Origin of the sequence: Geodermatophilus obscurus (assembly GCF_900143215.1) — a bacterium.
Taxonomy (GTDB): Bacteria; Actinomycetota; Actinomycetes; order Mycobacteriales; family Geodermatophilaceae; genus Geodermatophilus; species Geodermatophilus obscurus_A.
This window is the reverse complement of record NZ_FRDM01000003.1, coordinates 1-21,767: the sequence shown is the minus strand read 5'-3', so window position 1 is coordinate 21,767 and position 21,767 is coordinate 1. Positions and strand designations below refer to the sequence as shown.

The 21,767-nt window shown below is 74.5% G+C and carries 19 protein-coding genes, 1 tRNA gene and 1 pseudogene; 10 read left to right on the top strand and 11 right to left on the bottom strand.

Annotated elements, in window-relative coordinates:
* Positions 1-28: 28 nt before the first annotated feature.
* Positions 29-730, bottom strand: coding sequence for a histidine phosphatase family protein (locus BUB17_RS04035; RefSeq protein WP_072913813.1), 702 nt, complete (start codon positions 728-730; stop codon positions 29-31).
* 216 nt (positions 731-946) lie between these two features.
* Between BUB17_RS04035 and BUB17_RS04030 the strand changes: the two genes are divergently transcribed.
* Positions 947-1,792 carry an alpha/beta fold hydrolase gene (locus tag BUB17_RS04030; RefSeq protein WP_175561268.1) on the top strand — a complete coding sequence of 282 codons (846 nt, stop codon included), beginning with the start codon at positions 947-949 and terminating at the stop codon, positions 1,790-1,792.
* A gap of 106 nt (positions 1,793-1,898) precedes the next feature.
* Here the strand turns inward: BUB17_RS04030 and BUB17_RS04025 are convergent, their stop codons facing one another.
* Positions 1,899-2,732: an undecaprenyl-diphosphate phosphatase gene (locus BUB17_RS04025; RefSeq protein ID WP_072913808.1), complete on the bottom strand. Its 834-nt coding sequence runs from the start codon at positions 2,730-2,732 to the stop codon at positions 1,899-1,901.
* A 168-nt stretch (positions 2,733-2,900) separates the two neighbouring features.
* Here BUB17_RS04025 and BUB17_RS04020 point away from each other — a divergent pair, with 168 nt between their 5' ends.
* Together BUB17_RS04020 and BUB17_RS04015 are read left to right on the top strand one after the other, a co-directional pair.
* Positions 2,901-3,881, top strand: a complete 981-nt coding sequence (locus tag BUB17_RS04020; protein ID WP_072913805.1) for an aldo/keto reductase — start codon at positions 2,901-2,903, stop codon at positions 3,879-3,881.
* A 150-nt stretch (positions 3,882-4,031) separates the two neighbouring features.
* Positions 4,032-6,038, top strand: a complete 2,007-nt coding sequence (locus tag BUB17_RS04015) for an AAA family ATPase (protein ID WP_072913803.1) — start codon at positions 4,032-4,034, stop codon at positions 6,036-6,038.
* A gap of 11 nt (positions 6,039-6,049) precedes the next feature.
* Here BUB17_RS04015 and BUB17_RS04010 read toward each other — a convergent pair whose 3' ends face one another.
* Entirely contained in the window at positions 6,050-6,805 is a 756-nt protein-coding gene (locus tag BUB17_RS04010; protein WP_072913800.1) for a DUF2470 domain-containing protein, read from the bottom strand.
* Positions 6,806-7,053: 248 nt separating this feature from the next.
* On the opposite strand from BUB17_RS04010, the gene BUB17_RS04005 reads away from it, so the two are divergent.
* Positions 7,054-8,625 carry an alpha/beta hydrolase gene (locus BUB17_RS04005; protein ID WP_141242896.1) on the top strand — a complete coding sequence of 524 codons (1,572 nt, stop codon included), beginning with the start codon at positions 7,054-7,056 and terminating at the stop codon, positions 8,623-8,625.
* Positions 8,626-8,649: 24 nt separating this feature from the next.
* On the opposite strand, the gene BUB17_RS04000 is transcribed toward BUB17_RS04005, so the two are convergent.
* Positions 8,650-8,916, bottom strand: a complete 267-nt coding sequence (locus BUB17_RS04000; RefSeq protein WP_072914529.1) for a hypothetical protein — start codon at positions 8,914-8,916, stop codon at positions 8,650-8,652.
* A 136-nt stretch (positions 8,917-9,052) separates the two neighbouring features.
* Here BUB17_RS04000 and BUB17_RS03995 point away from each other — a divergent pair, with 136 nt between their 5' ends.
* Positions 9,053-9,259 (top strand): DUF5703 family protein, encoded by a 207-nt coding sequence (locus tag BUB17_RS03995; protein WP_166487384.1) that lies wholly within the window; start codon positions 9,053-9,055, stop codon positions 9,257-9,259.
* Between the two features lie 95 nt (positions 9,260-9,354).
* Positions 9,355-9,924, top strand: coding sequence for a class I SAM-dependent methyltransferase (locus BUB17_RS03990; protein WP_072913792.1), 570 nt, complete (start codon positions 9,355-9,357; stop codon positions 9,922-9,924).
* Between the two features lie 3 nt (positions 9,925-9,927).
* Here BUB17_RS03990 and BUB17_RS03985 read toward each other — a convergent pair whose 3' ends face one another.
* Together BUB17_RS03985 and BUB17_RS03980 are read right to left on the bottom strand one after the other, a co-directional pair.
* A complete protein-coding gene (locus BUB17_RS03985) occupies positions 9,928-10,731 on the bottom strand; it encodes an SDR family oxidoreductase (protein ID WP_072913788.1) in 804 nt (267 codons plus the stop codon).
* Positions 10,732-10,815: 84 nt separating this feature from the next.
* A complete protein-coding gene (locus tag BUB17_RS03980) occupies positions 10,816-11,514 on the bottom strand; it encodes an aspartate/glutamate racemase family protein (protein ID WP_072913785.1) in 699 nt (232 codons plus the stop codon).
* Positions 11,515-11,597: 83 nt separating this feature from the next.
* Here BUB17_RS03980 and BUB17_RS03975 point away from each other — a divergent pair, with 83 nt between their 5' ends.
* Complete coding sequence (locus BUB17_RS03975) at positions 11,598-12,518, top strand: LysR family transcriptional regulator (RefSeq protein WP_072913782.1); 921 nt, start codon at positions 11,598-11,600, stop codon at positions 12,516-12,518.
* Here the strand turns inward: BUB17_RS03975 and BUB17_RS03970 are convergent.
* Complete coding sequence (locus BUB17_RS03970; protein ID WP_072913779.1) at positions 12,468-13,796, bottom strand: M20/M25/M40 family metallo-hydrolase; 1,329 nt, start codon at positions 13,794-13,796, stop codon at positions 12,468-12,470. The genes BUB17_RS03975 and BUB17_RS03970 overlap by 51 nt on opposite strands.
* Positions 13,797-13,882: 86 nt before the next feature.
* On the opposite strand from BUB17_RS03970, the gene BUB17_RS03965 reads away from it, so the two are divergent.
* Together BUB17_RS03965 and BUB17_RS03960 are read left to right on the top strand one after the other, a co-directional pair.
* Positions 13,883-13,970, top strand: a tRNA-Leu gene (locus BUB17_RS03965).
* A gap of 532 nt (positions 13,971-14,502) precedes the next feature.
* A complete protein-coding gene (locus BUB17_RS03960; protein ID WP_072913778.1) occupies positions 14,503-14,904 on the top strand; it encodes a hypothetical protein in 402 nt (133 codons plus the stop codon).
* Positions 14,905-15,481: 577 nt separating this feature from the next.
* On the opposite strand, the gene BUB17_RS03955 is transcribed toward BUB17_RS03960, so the two are convergent.
* Positions 15,482-16,369, bottom strand: coding sequence for a GAF and ANTAR domain-containing protein (locus BUB17_RS03955; RefSeq protein WP_083606012.1), 888 nt, complete (start codon positions 16,367-16,369; stop codon positions 15,482-15,484).
* A 1,130-nt stretch (positions 16,370-17,499) separates the two neighbouring features.
* Here BUB17_RS03955 and BUB17_RS03950 point away from each other — a divergent pair.
* A pseudogene (locus BUB17_RS03950) lies at positions 17,500-17,871 on the top strand (transposase); the annotation flags it as partial.
* Positions 17,872-18,504: 633 nt separating this feature from the next.
* Here the strand turns inward: BUB17_RS03950 and BUB17_RS03945 are convergent.
* The 3 genes from BUB17_RS03945 to BUB17_RS03935 form a co-directional block, all read right to left on the bottom strand.
* Entirely contained in the window at positions 18,505-19,236 is a 732-nt protein-coding gene (locus BUB17_RS03945) for a GAF and ANTAR domain-containing protein (RefSeq protein ID WP_072913776.1), read from the bottom strand.
* Positions 19,237-19,268: 32 nt separating this feature from the next.
* Entirely contained in the window at positions 19,269-20,006 is a 738-nt protein-coding gene (locus tag BUB17_RS03940) for a GAF and ANTAR domain-containing protein (RefSeq protein ID WP_072913773.1), read from the bottom strand.
* 631 nt (positions 20,007-20,637) lie between these two features.
* On the bottom strand, positions 20,638-21,681 hold the full coding sequence (locus tag BUB17_RS03935) for an IS110 family RNA-guided transposase (protein WP_083606010.1): 1,044 nt from the start codon (positions 21,679-21,681) through the stop codon (positions 20,638-20,640).
* Positions 21,682-21,767: the final 86 nt, after the last annotated feature.

Sequence of the window (21,767 nt, the reverse complement as noted above, 5' to 3'; positions counted from 1 at the left end):
GGCCGGCCGGGCGAGCCCGGAGGCGGGCTCAGACGGTCGCGCCCGCGCCACCTCCGACCACGGCGTCGGAGTCGGTCCTGCGGCGGCGCCGGCCCTTCTTCTTCGGCGGGATCAGCGCGGCGACGTCCCCGCCGGTGTCGTTCATGCGCACCACGAACGGGCGGGTGTCGGTGTAGGTGACCACCGAGATCGACGCCGGGTCGACGACGATCCGCTGGAACTGGTCCAGGTGCAGGCCGAGGGCGTCGGCCAGCACGGCCTTGATGACGTCGCCGTGGCTGCAGGCCAGCCAGACGGCGTCCGGCCCCAGGCGCGCGTTCCACTCCCGGACGGCGGCCACCGCGCGCGCCTGCGTCTGCGCCAGCCCCTCCCCCTCCGGGCCGGGGAAGACCGCGGCGGAGGGGTGCTGCTGCACGACCTTCCACAGCGGCTCCTTGACCAGCTCCTTGAGCGGGCGGCCGGTCCAGTCGCCGTAGCGGGCCTCGCCGAGCCGGTCGTCGGTGACCAGCTCCAGGTCGCGCCCGGGGAGCACGGCGGCCGCGGTCTGCCGGCAGCGCTCGAGCGGGCTGCTCACGACGGCGGCCAGCGGCACCGGCGCGAGCCGCTCCGCCACCGCCGTCACCTGGCCGGCGCCGGTCTCGTCGAGCTGCACGCCCGGGGTCCAGCCGGCCAGGACGCCGCCGGCGTTGGCCGTCGTCCGGCCGTGCCGCAGGAGGAGGACGGTGGTCACGACGCCCGAGCCTATGGCCCCGTCCCGGGTCCCGCCCCGAGCCTGCGAAGGGTGGGGAGGACGGGTCCTCCCGCTTCCCCACCGCCTCGCACGCTCGGCGCGGGCCCTGGAGGGCGTTCCAGGACCTCTGCGGGCCCCGCGGAGGGACCCCGCGGGCCCGACGCCCAGCCCTGACCGGCGGCGTCCACGGCCGCGACGGCGGCGACCATGGTCGGCATGGGCTTCGACGAGAGCTACGCGGCCGCGGCCGCGCGCTGGCCGGCCGGGACCACGCCGGTCGACGTCCCGACGTCGTGGGGACGGACGCACGTGCTCGCCGCGGGTCCCGGCGGGGCGCCCGTGGTGCTGCTCCTGCACGGCGACGGCGCGACGGCGACCGCCTGGGCCGGTGTGGCCGCCGTCCTCGCCGGGCGGTTCCGGGTGCTCGCGCCGGACCAGCCGGGCAACCCCGGCCGCAGCACGGCGACGCGGCCGTTCCGCTCGACGGCGGACCTGACGGCGTGGCTCGCCGAACTGGTCGCCGCGCTGGACGTCGGGCCGGTGCACCTCGTGGGCCACTCGGCCGGCGCGCACCTGGCGCTCTCCGCCGCCCTCGGGGGCAGCCCCGCCCCGGCCTCCCTGTCGCTGCTCGACCCGACGGCGTGCTTCGCGGGCTTCCGTCCTCGCTACCTGCTGCGCGCGCTGCCGACGCTGGTGCGCCCCACCCCGGCCGGCATCCGGCGGTTCCTGGCCTGGGAGACCGGCGGGCGCACCCTCGACCCGGCGTGGTCGGACGTCTACGTGCGCGGCGCGACGGAGGTCGCGCGGACCCCGATCGTCCGCACCCGCCGTCCGTCACGCCCGCGGCTCGCGGAGCTCACCACGCCGACGCTGGTGCTCGTGGCCGGACGCAGCCAGGCCCACGACCCGACCCGGGTGGCGCGGGGCGCGCGGTCGCTGCCGGCGGCCACCGTCGTGGAGCTGCCGACGGCGAGCCACCACACGATCCCCGTCCTCGACGCCGGGGAGATCGCGGCGGCCGTCGGCGACCAGGTGGCCCGCAGCACCCCGACCCCGCGTTGATCAGAGGGTCGTCGCCCGGGGACACGCCGGGTCGGGCGCGTCCGCCGGCGAGGGCCCTCTGATCAACGCAGGGAGAGGGAGTCAGGGGGGCGGGTCGCCCACCGCGTCACTGCGGGGCGAGCACCCCGGCACCGACGAGGGCGAGGATCAGCAGGCCCAGCACCACCCGGTAGACGACGAACGGCGTGAAGCTGCCGCGGTCGAGGTAGCGCAGCAGCCAGGCGATCACGACCAGGCCGACGCCGAAGGCGAGCACCGTGGCGAGGACCGTCGGCCCCCACGCGACCGACTCCCCCGCGACCCCGCCGGTGAGCGCCTCGTAGACCTGGAAGAAGCCCGAGGCCAGGACGGCGGGGACGGCGAGCAGGAAGGAGTACCGCGCCGCGGCGGCCCGCGAGTAGCCGAGGAACAGGCCCATGGTGATCGTGCCGCCGGAGCGCGAGACGCCGGGGACCAGCGCCATCGCCTGGGCGAAGCCGAAGGCGATGCCGTGCCCGACGGTCAGCTGGTCCAGCTCCCGCTTCTTCCGCCCGACCCGGTCGGCCCAGTAGAGGACCAGCGAGAACGCGACCAGCGCGATCGCGACGATGCGCAGGTCGCGGAAGGTGGTCTCGATGCGGTCCTGGAACAGCAGGCCGAGGATCCCGATCGGGAGCGTGCCGATGATGATCAGCCAGCCCATCCGGGCGTCGGGGTCGCCGCGCACGGCGCGGTCGCCCAGGGAGCGCACCCAGGCGGTGATGATCCGGCCGATGTCGCGGCGGAAGTAGAGCAGCACCGCGGCCTCGGTGCCGATCTGGGTGATCGCGGTGAACGCCGCGCCCGGGTCGCCCCAGCCGAAGGCCTCCCCCACCACCCGCAGGTGGGCGCTGGAGGAGATGGGCAGGAACTCCGTCAGCCCCTGCACCAGCCCCAGGACGACGGCCTCGATCCAGCTCATCGCCCGACGTCCACCCGTCGGCCGGGAACGGTCGGTCGGGCGGCGGGGCTGGTCAGCAGGAGCACGGGAGGCCACCCTAGGCCGCGGCCGGCCGGGCCCCCGCGCGGCACGCAGGAACGCACCGCGGTCCCCGGCCACCGTCGTGCCCCGACGGTAGGTTGGCCTCCCGTGGAACAACGCGCGCTGGGGCGCAGCGGCCTGGTGGTCTCGCGCCTGGCCCTGGGCACCATGACCTGGGGCCGCGACACCGACGAGGACGAGGCCGCGATGCAGCTGACGGCGTTCGTCGACGCCGGCGGCACGCTGGTCGACACCGCCGACGTCTACTGCGACGGGGACAGCGAGCGCACCCTGGGCCGGCTGCTGGCCGACGTCGTCCCCCGCTCGGACGTGCTGGTCGCCACCAAGGCCGTCGGGCGCACCGCGCCGGGGCCGATGGGCCGCGGCGCCTCCCGCGGGCACCTGCTGGCCGCGCTGGACGCCTCGCTGGAGCGCCTGGGCACCGACCACGTCGACCTGTGGCAGCTGCACTCCTGGGACGACACCACCCCGCTGGAGGAGACCCTCGCCGCCTGCGACGCCGCCGTCTCCTCCGGCCGGGTGCGCTACGTCGGGATCAGCAACTTCACCGGCTGGCAGACCGCGCAGGCCGTCACCTGGCAGCGCGCCTGGCCCGGCCGGGTGCCCGTCGTCAGCACCCAGGTGGAGTACTCGCTGCTGCAGCGCGGCGTCGAGCGCGAGGTCGTGCCCGCCGCGGAGGCGCTGGGGCTGGGCGTGCTGGCCTGGTCCCCGCTGGGCCGCGGGCTGCTCACCGGCAAGTACCGGCAGGGCCCGCCGGCGGAGTCCCGCGGCGCGTCCCCGCGGTGGCAGGGCTTCCTCGACGGGCTGCGCTCGGCGACCGCCGACCGGATCGTCGAGGCGGTGGTCACCGCCGCCCAGGGGCTGGGCACCACGCCGCTGGCCGTGGCGCTGGCGTGGGTGCGCGACCGCCCCGGCGTCACCGCGCCGGTGGTCGGGGCGCGCACCGCGCAGCAGCTGCAGGCCTCGCTGGACGCCGAGGCGGTGCGGCTGCCCGCGGCGATCCGCACCGCGCTGGAGGACGTCTCGGCGCCCTACTTCGGCTACCCCGAGCGGGGGCACGACAGGTGAGCGAGCTCGCGAGCTCACCCACGAGCACAGCAGCGCCGCTCACGGCGCCGACGAGCGCCAGCGAGGAGGTGTCGTGAGCGAGCACGCGAGCTCACCCACGAGCACAGCAGCGCCGCTCACGGCGCCGACGAGCGCCAGCGAGGAGGTGTCGTGAGCGCGGCTCCCACCACGACGACCGACCCGGTCTTCGCCGCCTTCTGCGCGGCCGGCCTGTGGCCGGGCCTGGGCAAGCGAGCCGCCGCGGAGCTGCCGGCCGCCGGCATCACCTCCTCCGACGACGTCACCGCCGACCGGCTGCTGAAGCTGCCCCGGGTGGGCCGGCAGCGCGCCGAGCGGCTGTTCTCCAGCTTCCTGGCCGCCGCGCCCACCTACGAGGTCGTGGCGCTGCTGGTCGGCGCCGGCCTGGACGCCAAGCTCGCCTCGACCGCGGCCGACGCCCTGGGCAACGACGCCGCCCGCCGGCTGCGCGACGACCCGTGGGCGCTGCTCGGCCTGACCGGGGTCACCCTGGGCGACGCCGACCGGCTGGCCATCGCCGTCCTGCCCGGCGCCGACAGGCAAGACACCCGGCGCGGGCGGGCGGTCGTCGCCCACACCCTGCGGACGGCGACCCGCGACGGGCACACCGTGCTCCCCGCCGACCTGGTCGTCGCCGCGCTGCGCGCCGAGGGCGTCGCCGACCCGGCCGCGGCGGTCGTCGCCGCCGTCGAGTCCGGCGAGGTGCTCGAGCACGAGCCCCCTGAGCCGGAGTACGACGAGGACGCGGATCTCGACGAGCTGCCCGAGCCGGCAGAAGGACCTCGGTCCGCCCTCCGCTCGCAAGCTCGCGAGGGAACCCGGACCGAGGCCGTGCGGATGCTGTCCCTGGCCCGCTACGGGATGGCCGAGGAGGCGGTCGCGGAGAACGTCGCCCGGCTGGCCGCCACCGCCGAGCGTATCGCCGACCCCGCCGCCGTCCGCTCGGTGGCCAAGGGCCTGGACGACGCGCAGAAGCAGGCCGTCGCGCAGGTGCTCGGCGCCGGCGTCTCGCTGCTGACCGGCGGGCCGGGCACCGGCAAGAGCCGCACCGTCGCCGCGGTGGTGCAGCTGCTGCGGACCAGGGGCACCGAGGTCGCGCTGGCCGCGCCCACCGGCCGGGCGGCCAAGCGGCTGGAGGAGCTGACCGACCACCCGGCGGTCACCGTGCACCGGCTGCTCGGCGCGCAGGGCACCACCGGCGGGTTCGCCCGCAACGAGGAGTGGCCGCTGGACGCCGACGTCGTCGTGGTCGACGAGGCCTCCATGCTCGACGTCGAGCTCACCGCGGCGCTGCTGGAGGCCTGCCAGGACGGCACCCACCTGCTGCTCGTGGGCGACCCCGCCCAGCTGCCCTCGATCGGGCCGGGCCACGTGCTCGGCGACCTCATCGACTCCGGCGTCGTCCCGGTGACCGAGCTGACCACGCTCTACCGGCAGGCCGAGGGCGGGGCGATCGCCCGGCTGGCCAACGCCGTCCGGGCCGGGGAGCTGCCGCCGGTGGACTCCCCCGACCGCGAGGTGGTCGTCGTCCCCGCCGGCGGCAGCGCGGAGGCGGCCAAGCGGGTGGTGCAGCTGGTCACCGACTCCATCCCGCGGGCGCTGGGGATCGACCCGGCGACCGTGCAGGTGGTCACGCCGGTGCACCGCGGACCGGCCGGGACGATCGAGCTGAACAAGGCGCTCAAGTCGCAGCTCAACCCGGGCGACGGCACGGTGTGGGGCTTCGACGTCGGCGACCGGGTGGTGGCCACCGCCAACCACCTGGACCTGGAGCCCACCGGGTTCGCCAACGGCGAGACCGGCGTGGTCACCGGCACCGGCGACGGCAGCCTCGACGTCGACTTCGCCTCCGGGCCGGTGACGGTCAGCGGGTCGGCGATGAGCGACCTGCGGCACGGCTGGGCGATCACCGTGCACCGCGCGCAGGGCTCGGAGTGGCCCGGCGTGGTCGTCGTGCTGCCGCCGGAGGCCGGCGGGATGCTGTCGCGGCCGCTGGTCTACACCGCGCTGACCCGCGCGCAGCGGCACCTGTCGATCGTGCACGCCAGCGGTGCGGCGCTGGCCCGCGCGGTGAGCCAGGTCGACGTCCGGCCGCGGCGCACCCGGCTGGCGCAGCTGCTGGCCGAGAACGCCGGCTGAGAGGACCCGTCCTACCCGGCCCGAGCGGCGCAGATCAGCTGCCGGGTGGCGGCCGGCAGCTGGCCGGGGCAGCTCAGCGGCCGCGGGAACGGCACCCGCAGGTCGCGCCGGCCGGCCGGGCACTCGATGCGGAGCCGGAAGCCGAAGCGGTCCAGCCCCAGGGGTCGGACGACGTCGTGCGGGCCGAGGTCGCCGGCCGGGGTGCGGCTGCGCAGCAGGTCGAGGACCTCGGGGTGGTCGCGGTCGAGGTGCTGCAGCAACCGCGCCTCGACGGCGGCCAGCGGATCCGGCCGGGCTGCCCCGTAGGCCTGCGGGCCCACCTCGGTGACGCGCTCCCCCTCCCGCAGCACCACCTCGGCCACGTCCAGCCGCAGCAGCGTGGCGCCCTGCCCGACGTCCAGCAGCGGCGTCACCGCCCGGGTCTCGGCGAAGGCCAGCACCGCGGCGCGCCGGGCGGCCGGGTGCACCGGGGTGAGCCAGCCGGAGAGCCACAGCTGGGCGCGCAACGGGTCCCGCAGCGGCACCGGCGCCCGGTCGCTCACCATCAGGACCGCGGTGACGTCGTCGCGGCCGGCGAGCGCGGCGTCGACCTCCCCGCCGGTGGGCACCAGCACGTAGGTCGTGCCCGTGGTGGTGGTCGCGTGCGCCAACGGCCGGCCGGCGTCCAGCCCGCGCACGCACAGCGCCGCGGAGCTGCGGCCGGCGACGGTGCGGGCGCGCTCGGCGGCGTCGGCGCGGAGGGTGGGCGCTGCGGGGCTCGTCGTCACGGGGCTCCCTCGGGGTCGGCGGCGAGTTAGGTGAGCCTAACCTGACCTGCCGGTCGGCGGAACCCCACCGGCGCGCCGCCCCCGACGCGCCGGGACGGTGGACGGGCGGACCCCGGACCGTTGCCCGCACCACCAGGGCGGGTGTTCGATGACCGGCGTTCAGGGGGCGCTCGTCCCGTGGCGCCCCGGCATCCTCCGGAGGGCTGGGGTCCGTGGCCAGGTGGCGTCGAACGCTCGTCGTGGTGGCCGTGGCCACGCTCGTCTCCGGCGCCGGGACCGCGGTCGCCGCCGCGTCCGTCCCCGCGGCCGAGCCGCTGCCCGGAACCGTCCCCCAACTCACGTGGAGCGCCTGCGGGACCACGGAGCCGGCGACCGCGGCGGGCGTGCAGTGCGCCGCCGCGGACCTGCCGATGGACCACGACGAGCCGGCCGGCGCACTGGTGCAGGTCGCCCTCGCACGGGTACCGGCCGCCGACCAGGCGAACCGGATCGGCTCGCTGTTCGTCAACCCCGGCGGCCCCGGCGGCGAGTACGTGACCTATCTGCAGGAGACCGGGGCAGGCCTGTTCGCGGACCTCAACGCACGCTTCGACATCGTCGCCTTCGCTCCCCGCGGGGTCGCACCGAGCACGCCGGCGGTCGACTGCCGGGTCGACCCGGAGACCCAGGGCCCCACCGTGACCCCGACCCCGACACCCTTCGACGCGGACCTGGACGCCCTCGTCGCGCAGGCTCAGCGCTACGTCGACGCGTGCCTGGCGGCCAACGGCGCGATCCTCGGGCACCTCTCGACCGCGAACGTCGCCCGCGACCTGGACCTGCTGCGCGCCGCGGTCGGCGACGAGCAGCTCAGCTACCTGGGGTTCTCCTACGGCACCGTCATCGGCGCCACCTACGCCACCCTGTATCCCGAGGGGTACCGCGCGATGGTGCTGGACGCCGCCGTCGACGCCGACGGGTACCTGAACGACCCGCTAGGCTTCACCGCGGAGCAGGCCGCCGGCTTCGAGGTGGCGCTGGCCCGCTTCGCCGAGGCCTGCGCCGTGGACCAGGTGGCCTGCTCGGGATTCGGCGGCATCGACCCCTACCTGGCCTACGACCAGCTGCTGGCCGCGGCCGAGGCGACGCCCATCCCGGCCGACGCGTACCCGGCCGACCCGCGGCCGGTCACCGCGGACGACATCCGGCTGGTGACCATCCGGCTGCTCTACGCCAAGCAGCTGTGGGGTCTGCTGGGTCGGGTGCTCTCCGAGGCCGCCAACGGGGACGCCTCGTTCATCCGGGCGTTGGTCCACTCGGTGTTCCGGGCCGACAGCGCACCGGCTGACCGGCAGTTCACCATCGGCGCGTCCGAGCAGCGCTACCCGCAGGGCGACCTGCAGGTCTACCTGGACCGCGGCGCGGAGGCCTGGGCGTCCTTCCCGCACTTCGGGGGCAACAGCGGGTACACCGAGATCCACTACGCGCTGTGGCCGGTGCGCGACGAGGACGCCTTCCCCGGACCCTTCGAGGCGTCCGGGTCCGCGCCGGCCCCGCTGGTGATCGGCACGACCTACGACCCGGCGACCCCGTACGCCTGGGCGGAGCGCCTGGCCGACGACCTGGGGAATGCCCGGCTGCTGACGCTGGAGGGTGACGGGCACGCCGCCTACGGCGGCAGGTCCGCCTGCATCGACAGCAGCACCGAGGCGTACCTGGTCGACGGTGCGCTGCCGGCCGCAGGCACCGTCTGCCGGCAGGAGACGGTGTTCGAGTCCCCCGTGCCGGCGCCCACCACCGCGGCCGTTGCCGCGCAGGCACTCAACGGGCTGCTGCCCTGAGGTCCCGAGCCGCCGGCGGCGCGGCTACAGCGGGACGTCGTCGTCGTCGACGGGGACGTCGGCCTCCTGCTCGAGGACGTCGGCGGGGTCGGCCTCGCGGTCACCGACCGGGCGCAGCGGGCTGCCGGCCTCCCCCGGCCGGGCGGCCAGCTGCTGCTCGAGGGCGTCGGCCTCGGGGACGCCCTCCCCCGGCGGGGTGGCGTCACCGGCGAGGGCGACGGCCGGCGGGTCGAGCGGGGCCTCCTGCTCGGCGCGGTCGGCATCGGGCACGTCGTTGCCGGGAGCGGTCACGTCGTCCTCCGTGTCGTCGGGGGTGGGGGTCGTCGGGGATGGGGCCGGTCCCATCCTGCCGTCCGGTGCCCCACCGGGCAGACCGGGAGGCGGCGGTCACATGACCTGGGGCCGTCCGGCGGGCACAATCGGCGGGATGGAGGCGGTCGCCGGGGAGTACGAGTTCGCGCCGCTGCGGATCCCACCGGGCACGTCCCGGTCCGCGGCGGCGACCATGCTGAGCCTGCAGGCGGACACCGGCGGCTGGGAACTGGCCCGGCTGCAGCTGCACGCCGACGGCACGCGCAAGGTCATCCTGCGCCGCCGGGCCCGGCTGTCCTACCTGCCCAAGCCGCACATCTGAGCTCTCGGCCGCGGTGGGTCCGCGGTCGCTGGCCCACCGCGGCCGTGTCAGGGTCGACGCGGTCCGCCGCCCCGGGCGGCCGGGAGAGGATGGGCATGAGAGAGACCCTGACCGACCGGTTCCGGTTCCTGCGCGCCTTCGTGGCGAACCCGCGCCAGGTGGGAGCGATCCTGCCGACCTCGCGCTGGGCGGTCCGGGACATGCTGGACCTGGCCGACGTGCCGCGCGCCGAACTGGTCGTGGAACTCGGCGCGGGCACCGGGGTGCAGACCGGCGAGATCCTCGACCGGCTCGGCCCGACCGCCCGGCTGGTGGCGCTGGAGATCGACCCGGACCTGGCCAAGCTGCTCGAGGAGCGCTACGACGACCCGCGGCTGCAGGTCGTGTGCGACTCGGCGGAGAACCTCGACGTCCACCTGGGCGGCAAGCGGGCCGACGTGCTGGTCTCCGCGCTGCCCTACACCTCGTTCGAGGCGGGGCTGCGTCGCCGGGTGCTGGACCTGCTGCCGGTCGCGCTGGCGCCCGGCGGCGTGCTGCTGGTGATCCAGTACTCACCGCTGATCCTGCGCGAGCTGCGCCGCCGCTTCCCGTCGGTGCAGCAGCGGATCACGCCCTGGAACGTGCCCCCGGCGTTCCTGTACGCCTGCCGCACCGACGCCGGCTGACGCTCACCGCATCGACGGCGGCCGCAGCGCCTCCGGGACGACGGCGGTCTCGCCGCCGGCGGTCCTCGCGCTGGGCACGCCCTTGAACCGGTAGGGCACGGTGCCGACGCCGGGCTGGACGACGTAGGCCGCGCCCGGCTCCCCCGACGTCCAGGCGGCGACCATCGCGTCGGCCACCTCGTCGGCCGACAGCACGGGGAAGCCGGCCTGCGTGAACTGGTCGCGGATCCGGTCGATGATCGCGGTGTCAGCGAACCCGGGGCAGATCGCGGTGATCGTCGTCCCCTCGCGGGCCAGCCGCGGCGCCATCGACCGGACGAAGGCGATCGCGCCGCCCTTGGCGACGCTGTAGCCGGGGTCGGTGGCCATCGGCGAGAGCCCGGCCAGGGACGCCGTGACGACGATCGCGCCGCCGCCGGCCCGCTTGATCGCCGGGCGGGCGGCCACCGCGCCGTAGACGACGCCGAAGAGGTCGACGTCGACGACCCGCAGGAACTCGTCGAGGTCGAGCTCGTCGTCGGACTTGGCCGCGGAGATGCCGGCGTTGAGGTACGCGGCGTCGAGCCGGCCGTGCCGGGCCTCGATGCGCTCGACGAGCGCGGCGTTGGCCGCGCGGTCGGTGACGTCGAGGACCTCGAACTCCGCGTCCAGGTCCGCGGCGGTGGCGCGCGCCCGCTCGCTGTCCAGGTCGGCGAGGACGACGGTGACCTCCCGCTCCCTCAGCTTGGCGGCGAGGGCGCGGCCGAAGCCGCCGGTCCCCCCGGTGACGAGTGCGACGGATCCGGGACGGGGTGCGGGCGTGGTCACGTGTCCTCCTCGCTGGCGCTCGTCGATCACGCGCCCATGGGTGCTCTGCCGGTGGGTGACCTCGCGAGCTCGGTCACGCGATCATCAGACCACGGCCGGTCGCGGGGCGAGCGCGGCCTCGACGGCCGCGGTCACGTGCAGCCGGGCCGAGGGCAGCAGCGGCACCGGGCTGTCGCCCGGGCCGAGCAGCAGCTCGAGCTCGGTGCAGCACAGCGCCACGGCGTCGGCGCCCCGTTCGGCGAGCCGGCGGACGACGGCGCGCAGGTCGGCACGGGTGGCGTCGGAGAGCACGCCCCGGCACAGCTCGTCGAAGATGGCCGCGTCCACGCGGTCGACGTCGTCCTCCGGCGGCACCAGCACGCTGAGGCCGGCAGCCGCCAGGCGGTCGCGGAGGAACGGCGCCCGCACGGTGCCCGCCGTGCCCAGCAGTCCGATGGTGGGGCCGGGCGCGGCGGCGGCCACCGGGTCGGCGATGTGCAGGAACGGCACGTCCAGGGCCGCCTCGATCGCCGGCGCCGTCCGGTGCATGTACTTGGTGCACAGCAGCACCAGCTCGGCACCGGCGGACTCCAGCGCCCGCGCCTCGGCGGCCAGCAGCGCGGCCGCGTCGTCCCACCGGTCCTCCAGCTGGCACTCCCGGATGACGCGGAAGTCCAGGCTGCGCACCAGCAGCGACGCGCTGGCCAGCCCACCCAGCCGCTCCCGCACCAGCTCGTTGGCGATGCGGTAGTACAGCGCCGTCGACTCCCAGCTCATCCCGCCCAGCAGCCCGATGGTCCTCATGCCCTCAGGCTCGCGCCCGGTGGGGGTGCCGTCCAGGCCGGGATGTCGACGTCCTGACCCAAGCGCTGCTTGGATGTCGCACCGTGGACCCCCGCCGTGTGCTCGTCTTCCGCGAGGTCGCCCGCACCGGGTCGCTGGCCGGGGCCGCCCGCGCGCTGGGCTGGACGCAGCCGGCGGTGAGCCAGCAGGTGCGGCAGTTGGAGCGCGAGATCGGCACGGCTCTCGTGCTGCGGCAGGGCCGGGGCGTGGCGCTGACCGAGGCGGGCCGGGTGCTGCTGCGGCACGCCGAGGGGGTCGCCGACCGGCTGGCCGCGGCCGAGCAGGAGGTCGCGGCGCTGACCGGGCTGGCCGCCGGTACGGTGCGGCTGTCGGCCTTCCCGACGGCCGCGGCGGTCCTGCTGCCGCCGGCGCTGGTCGCGCTGCGGGAGCGGGCGCCGGCCCTGCAGGTGCACTTCACCGAGCAGGAGCCGCCGGAGGCCGAGGCGGCGGTGCGCAGCGGCGCGGCGGACCTGGCGCTGGTGTTCCGCCACGAGGACGACGAGGACGCCGTCCCCGGTGACCTGCTGCGCGAGCCGCTGGCGCGCTCCCCGGTGGTGGCCGTCGTCCGGGCGGGGGAGCCGCTGCCCACGACCCTGGCCGAGCTGCGCGACCAGCCGTGGATCGCCGGGTGCGTGCGCTGCCGCGGTCACCTGCTGCGCTGCGCGCGGCGGGCCGGCTTTCCCCCCGACATCCGGTTCGCCACCGACGACCACGTCGTCGTGCAGCGCCTGGTGGCCTCGGGGCTCGGCGTGGCGCTGCTGCCGAGCTGGGCCCTGGCGGCGAGCACGCAGCCCGGGGTGGTCGCCGTCGAGCTGCCCGACGTCGACGGCCGGGTGGTCGAGACGCTGGCGCGCCCGGACGCCCGGCGGGTGCCCGGCGTCGCCGCGCTGCTGGCCGCGCTGCGCGCCGCGGCGTCAGCAGGCGCGCAAGAACCGGTCGAGCACCCGGATGCCGAAGCGCAGTGAATCCACCGGCACCCGCTCGTCGATGCCGTGGAACAGCGAGGCGAAGTCGAGGTCCGGCGGCAGCCGCAGCGGGGAGAAGCCGAAGCAGCGCATGCCCAGCCGCTCGAAGCTCTTGGCGTCGGTGCCGCCGCTCATGGTGAACGGCACCGGGCGGGCGCCGTCGTCCTCGGCCTCGAGCGCGGCCACCATCGCGTCGACCAGCGGGCCGTCGAACGTCGTCTCCACGGCCTGGTCGTGCACCAGCCACTCGCGCTGCACGCCCTCGCCGATCAGGCCGGCCAGCTGGCGCTCGAACTCCTCCTCCTGCCCGTAGAGGAAGCGGCCGTCGACGGTGGCGCTCGCCGTGCCGGGGATGACGTTGGCCTTGTAGCCGGCCTCGAGCATCGTCGGGTTGACCGTGTTGCGCAGGGCCGCGCCGATCATCCGGCTGATGCTGCCCAGCCGGGACAGGGCCTGCTCCGGTTCGTCGGGGTCGATCTCGATGCCGTAGGCGTCCTCGACGGCGGCGAGGAACTGGCGCATCGGCGGGGTGAGGGTCGTGGGCAGCCGGGTGGAGCCGAGCCGGGCGACGGCCTCGCAGAGCCGGGTGACGGCGTTGTCGTCGTGGACGAAGGAGCCGTGGCCGGGCCTCCCGCCGGCGGTCAGCCGCATCCAGGCCAGCCCCTTCTCCGCCGTCTGGACGAGGTACAGGCGCAGGTCGTCGCGGACGGTGATGCTGAACCCGCCGACCTCGCTGATCGCCTCGGTGCAGCCCTCGAACAGGTCGGGGTGCTCGTCGACGAGATAGCGGGCGCCGAGCTTCCCGCCGGCCTCCTCGTCGGCGACGAAGGCCAGGACGACGTCCCGCGGCGGCTTCGTGCCGGTGCGCGCCCAGTCGCGCACCAGCGCGAGGGCCATCGCGTCCATGTCCTTCATGTCGACCGCGCCGCGGCCCCAGACGTAACCGTCGCGCTCCTCGCCGGAGAAGGGGTGCACGCTCCACTCGGCCGGGTCGGCGGGGACGACGTCCAGGTGACCGTGGATCAGCAGCGCCGGCCGGCTCCGGTCGTGCCCGGGGACGCGGGCGACCAGGCTGGCCCTGCCCCGCTCGGACTCGTGGATGACGCTGTCGATGCCGACCTCGTCGAGCTTGCCGGCGACCCACTCGGCCGCCGTCCGCTCGCCCTTGCCGGTGGCCGTGTCCCCGGTGTTGGTCGTGTCGACGCGGATGAGGTCGGACAGCAGCTCAGCGACCTCGTCCTGGGCTCGGGCGAGGGGGGCGGGCGTGGTCTCGGACATGCCGACGATCGTGCCACCGGGGGTGTGCCGACCCTGGCCGAGGCTCGGTTATGCTGGCCCCCGGCGCTCGCGAGAGCGGCCCACCTGTCCGGGTGGCGGAATGGCAGACGCGCTAGCTTGAGGTGCTAGTGCCCTTTATCGGGCGTGGGGGTTCAAGTCCCCCCTCGGACACCACGCAGTGGGAACCTCCCCACCTCCTAAGCCTGCAGCAGGCCCCTCTCGATCAACCCGGCACCACGGTCCCGGGCCTCCCGGGTACGGCAACCATCGCGCCGGGCAGAACCGGCGGCCGCTCCGGTGCCCCCGCCCGATGAGACCCCGACCGACGGCGCCTCCGACGCCGCCGTCCAGCGGCTGCTGGCCGCGACTGCGCACGCCGGCACGGTCCGGACCGGTCGGCCGGTGCCCAACCCCGCTCCCCCCGCCCACCCGGCCGCCCGCCGCCGCGCCGCCGAGGCCATCGCCAGCCCCGCCGCACGCCCGGCCCCACCCGGGCCGCGGCCCCTGCGGCTCCCGTCCCCGGCCCGCAGCCCTCCCCCACGCCGACCGGTGTGCCGTCCTCCTGGACCGGCCTTCACTCGCTGCTGGTCGGCGCGGGCGAGCGCGCCCCCGCAGACGCGCTCACCCTGGCCGCCGTCGCCTCCGGAGCCGGGCCGACGGACGCCCGCAGGCGGACCTGTCCGGCATCTGGGCGCTGCCGGCCGACATGGCCGTCGCCCGCAGCACCAACGTCATACGCGCCCTGGACGCCAAGGGCCGCCTCCAACTGCCGCTCGACGCGGATGCGGCGACCAAGCTCCCCGCCGAACGCGACGGCGCGCTCATCACGGTGTTCCTACCCGGCAGCTCCGAGCAGCCCCGGCCCGGCTACGCCACCGCCGCCCTTTCGCTGGACGCCCGCGGCCGGCTCACCGTGACCGCCGGGGGCATACGGCTCCTCCGGGAGTCGGGCTCCGACGGAGGGGGTCAACTGGGTCACCGCAACACGGCCGGCCGGCGGTTCTACCCATCGGCCGCAGCCGTCGACGGCAGCTACTACATCTGTGAGACGCCAGCCGATGGCTTCGCCGCCCCTGACCGGGGAGGGCTGCGCAGCGCCGACCGCTGACGGGCTGACGAGGCCCCCGACGAGCACCGGTCGTCAGGGGCCTCGTCATGTCCTGCCTCTCGGGACGGTGGCCATGTCCTCGTGTCGAACGGTCCGGTGTTCAGCGCGGTCAACAGGTCGGCAAGCTCCATCCCCGCGAGGCCGCGCGGGATCCGGTGGAAGTGTCGCGCCGTCCGAGGATCGACAGCTGCCCCAGCCGTTCCGGGCAACGACACTTGCGCTCCCACCAAGGACACTCGGCGTCGGCGGCGACCAGCTGTAGACAACGCCATGTGGGCGCCCCCGGAGGTGCCATGCTCCGGAGGTGCCCGGCCAGGCCACGTGCCGCGGCCCCCGTCGGCGAGGTCGAAGACTCCCGCCCGACGGGGCCGCGCGTCCCGAAGCGCAGCCGGTCACCCGGGACGACCGAGCGATCGGGCGGCGCGTCCCCGAGGCGTGGGTGCGTCACCTCGCGCCCGGTATCCGAGCGCCCGTTCTTCACGGTCGGTGATGCCCTTACCTTCCCCGAACTCATGCGGCGGCTGGAGAGCCCGCCGCCGTTGCCCGCCGGGGCCACTGGGGTTGCGGCTTGTCGGCCCTAACGGAGGGGCGGCCCCGCCGTCCCTTGTGCTGGAGCGGCGGGGCCTGACCGCAACTGCCCCCGCGGAAGCCGTTGCGGCTGCTCATGAGTCTCCGGAGGTGTGCGCGCCCGGGCGACTCGGGCTGTGCTCGGGCGCGTCAATCTGGCGGTGCGAACCAGTTCCCCGGGGGGGTCTCCGGTGTGGACCAGATCGTCGGCGACCGCGTACAGCTTCCTGTTGGTCTTCATCGACGTCTGGGCGAGGACCTGGAAAGCCTGGTCCGCGGTCAGCTTGTGGCGGTCCATCAGGATGCCCTTGGCCTGGTCGATGACCCCGCGGGTCGCCAGCGCGGCCTGCAGGTTGTCGGCCCTGGCCCGAGCGCTGTGGAAGGCGTGCAGGTCGCCGGCGGCGACGGCGGCGTAGGGGCCGAAGTGGGTGGCCGCCGTGCGGCTGGCCTCGTCGAAGGCGTCCGGCTCGCGGGCGTAGATGTTGATGGCGCCGGTGACCTGTTCGTCGTCGTCGATGGCCAGCGGAACCGACAGGGAGCTCAGAGCACCGCTCTCGGCGGCCCGGGGCGAGTAGTCCGGCCAGCGGCTGTCGGTGCGCATGTCGGCGATCTCGGTCAGCTCGCCGGTACGGGCGGCGTGCAGACAGGGCCCGTGGCCGCGTTCGTACTGCTTCTCGTCCAGGTCGAGGGCGAGTCGGCCGGTGGTGGCCACCGTGGTCGGGTGGTCCTTGACCAGCAGCGTGACCGACGCCTCGGGGTTGCCGTGCATCACGGCCTTGGTCAGGTCGGCGACGGTCTGCAGCAGGTACTCCATCGACACCTTGCGCAGGGACAGCGAACCGAGGTGCTCGAGCGCCTCAGCGGCGGAGGTGGGTGGGGAGGACTGGTCACTGGCCACGGCGGGCCTCCGGTCTGCTTGCACCGGGGATGGGTGACCTCGGCCACGGACCCCGACCTGGGGTTCCGCGCGTACACGGGCCGCTGAGGCGCGGCCTGTTCACCGGGGTCATCCCCGGCGACGGCATTGACGCTACTCGCTTCCGCGCTCGCGGAGTGCGCCGCCGACGAAGACCCAGTGCGCCCCCGAAATGCACGGGAAGTAGTGGCCGGCGGCGAAGCACCTGGACCGCGCAGCTTGCCGTGCCATCAGAGTCCTGACATGAGCCCGGTGGGGCCGCACAGCAGTGTCGGTAGCCGGACGGGGGGCGCTCGCCGGACGGTCCCATCGCTGAGTGTCGCCCGCCGGAGGCGCCCAGTTCGCACAGCGACACTCTCGTCGGATCCTCCGGGCCGCGCGGATTCCGGCGGGGGTGTCACCACGCCGACGGGCGACACTCCAGAGGGATGCCAGTCTCGCGAAGGACACTCAGTTCCGGCGAGCGACACTGCTCCCTGCGACCGCACGACGGGAGCCGCCGCGGGCTGAGCTCGCTGGCTGGGATACCGCTTGCCCTGATCAAGCTGGTCGAGCTGTCACTGCCGAGCCCTACGTTGCGGGGTGTTGGCCCGAGTCGCACCCAGCGGCGCAACGGCCTGTTGATCACGCACCGGCGACCTTCGCGGTCCTGCCTTCATCCCAGACGACGTAGGAGCACACGATGCGGAAGCTGCCCCACGCAGAAGCCGCCGCCGAGCTGCTGACCTACGGCGTGCGGGCACTGGATGCCTACCCCGGGCTGACCGGCCGGTGGCGGGGCGAGTGTGCGGCCTGTGGGCAGGAGGTCCAGGCGCGACTGAAGTACGCCCGCCGGTACGGCCGGGCCCACCCGCGCTGCCCGGTCAACCCGAAGCCGACCCGGAAGCTGCCGGAGCCCGTCGCCCGCGCGGTGATGCTCATGGCGCAGCTGCTGCCGCTGGAGTCCTACACCAACAGCAAGACCCCGTGGCGGTGCCGCTGCCTGGTCTGCGGCGCAGAGGACATCACCCCGACCTACAACAAGGTCCAGCGGGAGAACCGCGGCTGCCGGCACTGCGGCAGCGAACGGCGGCGCCGGCTGCGGATGCACGACCCGTTGATGATGGAGGCCCGGCGCCTCCACGGTCGGCACGGCCACCCGCGGCTACGACGCGGGCAAGAAGGTCAACGGCCGCAAGCGGCATCTGGTGGTGCACACCCTGGGGCTGCTGGTCGTGGTGCTGGTGACCGCGGCCAGCGTGCACGACCGCGACGGCGGGGCGCGGGTGCTGGACCGGGCCAAGATGGCGATGCCCTCGCTGGTGCTCATCTGGGCCGACGCCGCCTACAGCCGCCGCATGCAGGACTTCGCTGCCGGCGCGCTGCGCATCGCGGTGCAGGTGGTGGCCAAGCTGGTCGGCCAATCCGGGTTCGTGCCGCTGCCCCGCCGCTGGGTGGTCGAGCGCACGCACGCCTGGATCACCGGCCACCGCCGGATGAGCCGGGACTACGAGCGGCTGCCCACCCACGCCGAAGCGATGATCAAGTGGGCCATGATCGGCCTGATGGCCCGTCGCCTCGCACCGGCTCCCGGTCGCCGTCCCTGGCAGTCCCAAGCGACCGCTTGACCGCTTGCTCAACACCTTGTCAGTGCGAGACAGGCGCAGTCAGTGCATCCGCGACCGTCAGGTTGGTATCAGCGACGATACTTTCATCGCTGATGCGAACCCGTCCTATGTGGAAAGCCTCCGACTTGACGGCAGATCGCGCCCAGCCCACCTCGTCCGCTGGATGGGCTGCGCCGGGTCGCCGAGGCCGCGGAGGACGAGCTCATCCTCCTCGAGGTCGGGGACTGACCTGTCGGTCGGAGGCATCGGTCGACCGGACAGCGGCCCGACCGTCGTTCCAGACCTCGACCGGCGGCGGCGCGCATTGGCACGACTCGGTGGCTTGTGCTGCCGGGTCCGTGCCGGTGGTGTGTCAGTTGTCGCGGCGGCCGTTGAGCCAGCCGACCATGGCGGGGTCGCGGTGGTCGAAGAACAGGCTGGCGCCGGTGTCCAGGGTCGCGATGCGGGCCATCTCCTCGTCGGCGAATTCGATGTCGAAGATGTCGACGACGTGACCTCCGACGCGGTGACTCAGCTGGCCTGGTCGCGGTCGAAGCCGAGGCGCTCCAGAGGGATCTCGCGGGAGAGCACCTGGACGGCGAGATCGTCGAGCTGCAGCCCCTCGCTGTAGGCGTGCGCGCGCAGGAGCGCGAGGGCGTCGTCGCTGGAGATCTCGAGGCCGGCGTTGACGAACCCCATCGCCTGCCATACGAGGGATCGTCGCTCCGCGGCCGGGGCGTCCAGCCAGGCGGGGCCCTCCCGGTCGCGGTCGGCACGGCCGGCACGGGAGAAGACCGAGACCACCTCGGAGGCGACGGCCAGCGCGTCGGACAGCGCCACCGCGCGGACATCGTTCGGGGGGACCAGGTAGAGGTCCAGCGCGCCGAAGCCGCGGGTCTCGTCGACGAGGGGGAGCGAGATGATGTCGCGGACGGCGGTGCGAGTGACCAGCTCGTCGTAGAACGCCGGCCATCGGGACCCGATCTCCGCCTCCTGCGCGACGACCGGCCGCCCCGAGGCATGGGCGGTGAGGCAAGGTCCCTCACCCACGGTGAACTGCAGGCGTTCGGTCACGGCCGCCTGGTCGTCGCTGGCCCCCAGCGGCAGCCGGCGGTCCGAGGCGAAGAACAGGCTGATCCCCGCGCCGTCCACCGGGAGGACCTCGGCGCAGGCCCTGGCCAGCCGCTCCGGCAGCAGCTCGACCCCGGGGAGGTCCGAGGCGGACCGGGCGACGGCGACGGCGAACCGTTCGGCGATCGTCATCGGAGACTCGGCGTCCTGCGACCCCCGCTGGGTCACTTCCACTGGCCGTCGGAGGCGGTGACACCATCGACGATCGCCCGCGCGATGTCGCGCAGCTTGCGGTTGGACCGCTGCGACGCCGCGGCGAGGAGCGCGAAGGCCTCCTCGGCGTCACACCGACGCTGGCTCATCAAGATGCCCTTGGCCTGCTCGATGACGGCCCGCGTCTTCATCGCCGTGTCCAGGTGCTCGGCCTGGTCCCGGGTGCTCTCGTAGAGGTGCATGTTGTGCACCGCCACCGCGGCATAGGAGGCGAACACCCGGCTCATGTGGCGGGCGTCGTCGTCGAAGCCGTCGGCCTCGACCGCGTAGAGGTTGAGCCCGCCGTGGATGCCCTCCCGAACCGGCAGCGGAACCGACAGGGAGCTCAGGGAGCCGCGCTCGACAGCCGTCCGGGCGTAGTCGGGCCAGCGGGTCTCCTCGCGGGCGTCGGTGATCTCCCGGATCTCCTCGCCGACGGCCGCCTCCAGACAGGGCCCGTGGCCGAGGCCGTACTGGCTCTCGTCCAGATCCAGGGCCAGCCCCCCGGTGCAGGCCGCGGTGCCGGGCTTGTCGTTGACGATGAGGGTCACCGACGCGTCCTCGACACCGGAGATGAGCTCCTTGGCGAGATCGGCGATGCGCTGCAGCATCGCGTCCATCGTCGTGGTGCCGAACACGAGCCGAGCCAGTTCGGCGACGGCATCGCGCGGATCGGACAACGGGCGGTCAGCGGGCTGCGCTGTGGTCATGTGGTGCCGGACCCATCTGATGGGCCGAAGGCGAGAAGGCATCTCGACGACGGAGCTACGCAACCCTCAGACGACCGAGGGCAGCTCGTCGGACTGCGGTTCGAACCGGCGGAGCCTGACCTGTCGACGCCGGTTGCCGGCGACCACCAGATGACCAGACTCTACGCGCTTCGGTCGCCCTGGGTGCGGGAGTGGCGCCGCCTCCACATGCACCTGTGCAGCGACGCCTGCGTCGAAGGTGCTCGCCGCGGCGCGGTACGAGCGGCACACCGCGGTGGTCAAGGCCGCCGAGGAAGTGCTGGGGCCGCTCTCTATGAAGACGGGGGCCGCTGTCTAGAGCGGTGGTGCTGGATTCCCGCGTAGTTGGCCTTGGGCCGTCGATCCCGCTGCAGGTCCAGGTGGAGCGCCCGCAGCCGCGCAGCGGCGAGGACGAACGACCTGGACGTGCAAGGGCTCGGCGGCAGGATGACCGGCCGCGGGAAGGAGGAACGAACTACGGCGTGACTCGGTCCGGCGGTGACCGGCCGGGCGGCTGGGGAGCCGGGCTCATCTCTCTATCGCCTCCTCGCGGGGAGGATCAGGTCGGGTCGGAGGGGCTTCGCTCCGGTGGCGCATCTCAGGGACGGGCCGTCTACGCGGCCAGAGCGGTATTTGTGGCGCCTGCCGGAGCGAAGGGCTTGTTGTCAGTGAGCATGTGCCAGATCGCCTCGGTGAGCTTGCGGGCAATGTCCACGCGGGCGATCGAGGGGCCTCGCTGGCGGCCCAGCCGGGCCTTGGTGTGCTGGTAGCGGTCCCGGTAGACGGGGTGCCGGGCGGCGTGCGTGGCTGCCTCGATCAGCGCCCAGCGCAGGTACTTCGGGCCGTTCTTGGCCAGCGAGCCGCGCCAGTCATGCCCACCGGACTGGTCCACCGAGGGGCACAGCCCGGTATAGCCGACGAGCTTCTTCGCCGTCGGGAACCGGGTGATGTCGCCGATCTCGGCGGCGATGGTGTAGCCGAGCACCCAACCGATCCCCGGCGCGGTCATCAGCGTGGGCACGTAGCGGTGCTCGGCTCCTTCGCGGCGCAGCGCGGCCTCGCAGTCGTCGATCTCGCCGTCGAGGACGTCGATCAGCCGCAGCGCGGCTGTCACGTCACCGGCCCACGGCTCGGGCAGTCCCAGCCCGTCGAGCAGCCGCCGGCCGGCCACGCCGAACAGATCCGAGACCGGGCAGGGATGACCGAAGGCCAGCAGGGTGGCGTGGATGCGGTTCTTCAGCGCGGTGCGGTGCCGCACCAGGTGCAGCCGCCAGCGGGCCCGCTCCCGGTTGGCCCGCACGCCCGGGCTCGGCAGCCAGATCGCCGGCACCAGATCCCGCCGTGAGAGCTCGGCCAGCACCCAGGCGTCGATCTTGTCGGTCTTGCAGGCCAGCGGCGCAAAGCCCTTGACCTTGACTGCGTCGGCGATCTCCACCGTCCAGCCGCGCAGCTCCAGCTGATCGTGGATGAACCGCGCGCCATTCATCGACTCGATCACCGCCGTGATCGGTTGTCCGAACTCGCCGAGCCGATAGGCCAGCGAGGTCAGGCCGCCGGCGTCCGGCGCCGCCGTCGTAACCGCGACCGACGTCCCTGTCTGGTCCATGACATGCACATCCAGACGAGTCCTGCTCAGATCCAACCCAACGTGCAACATGAGGACCGGGCCTCCTTCCGTCACGCATTCCGGCTCTCACCGCAAGCGTGATCCGGGGGGAGGCCCCCGTCTTCATGGCATTCAGG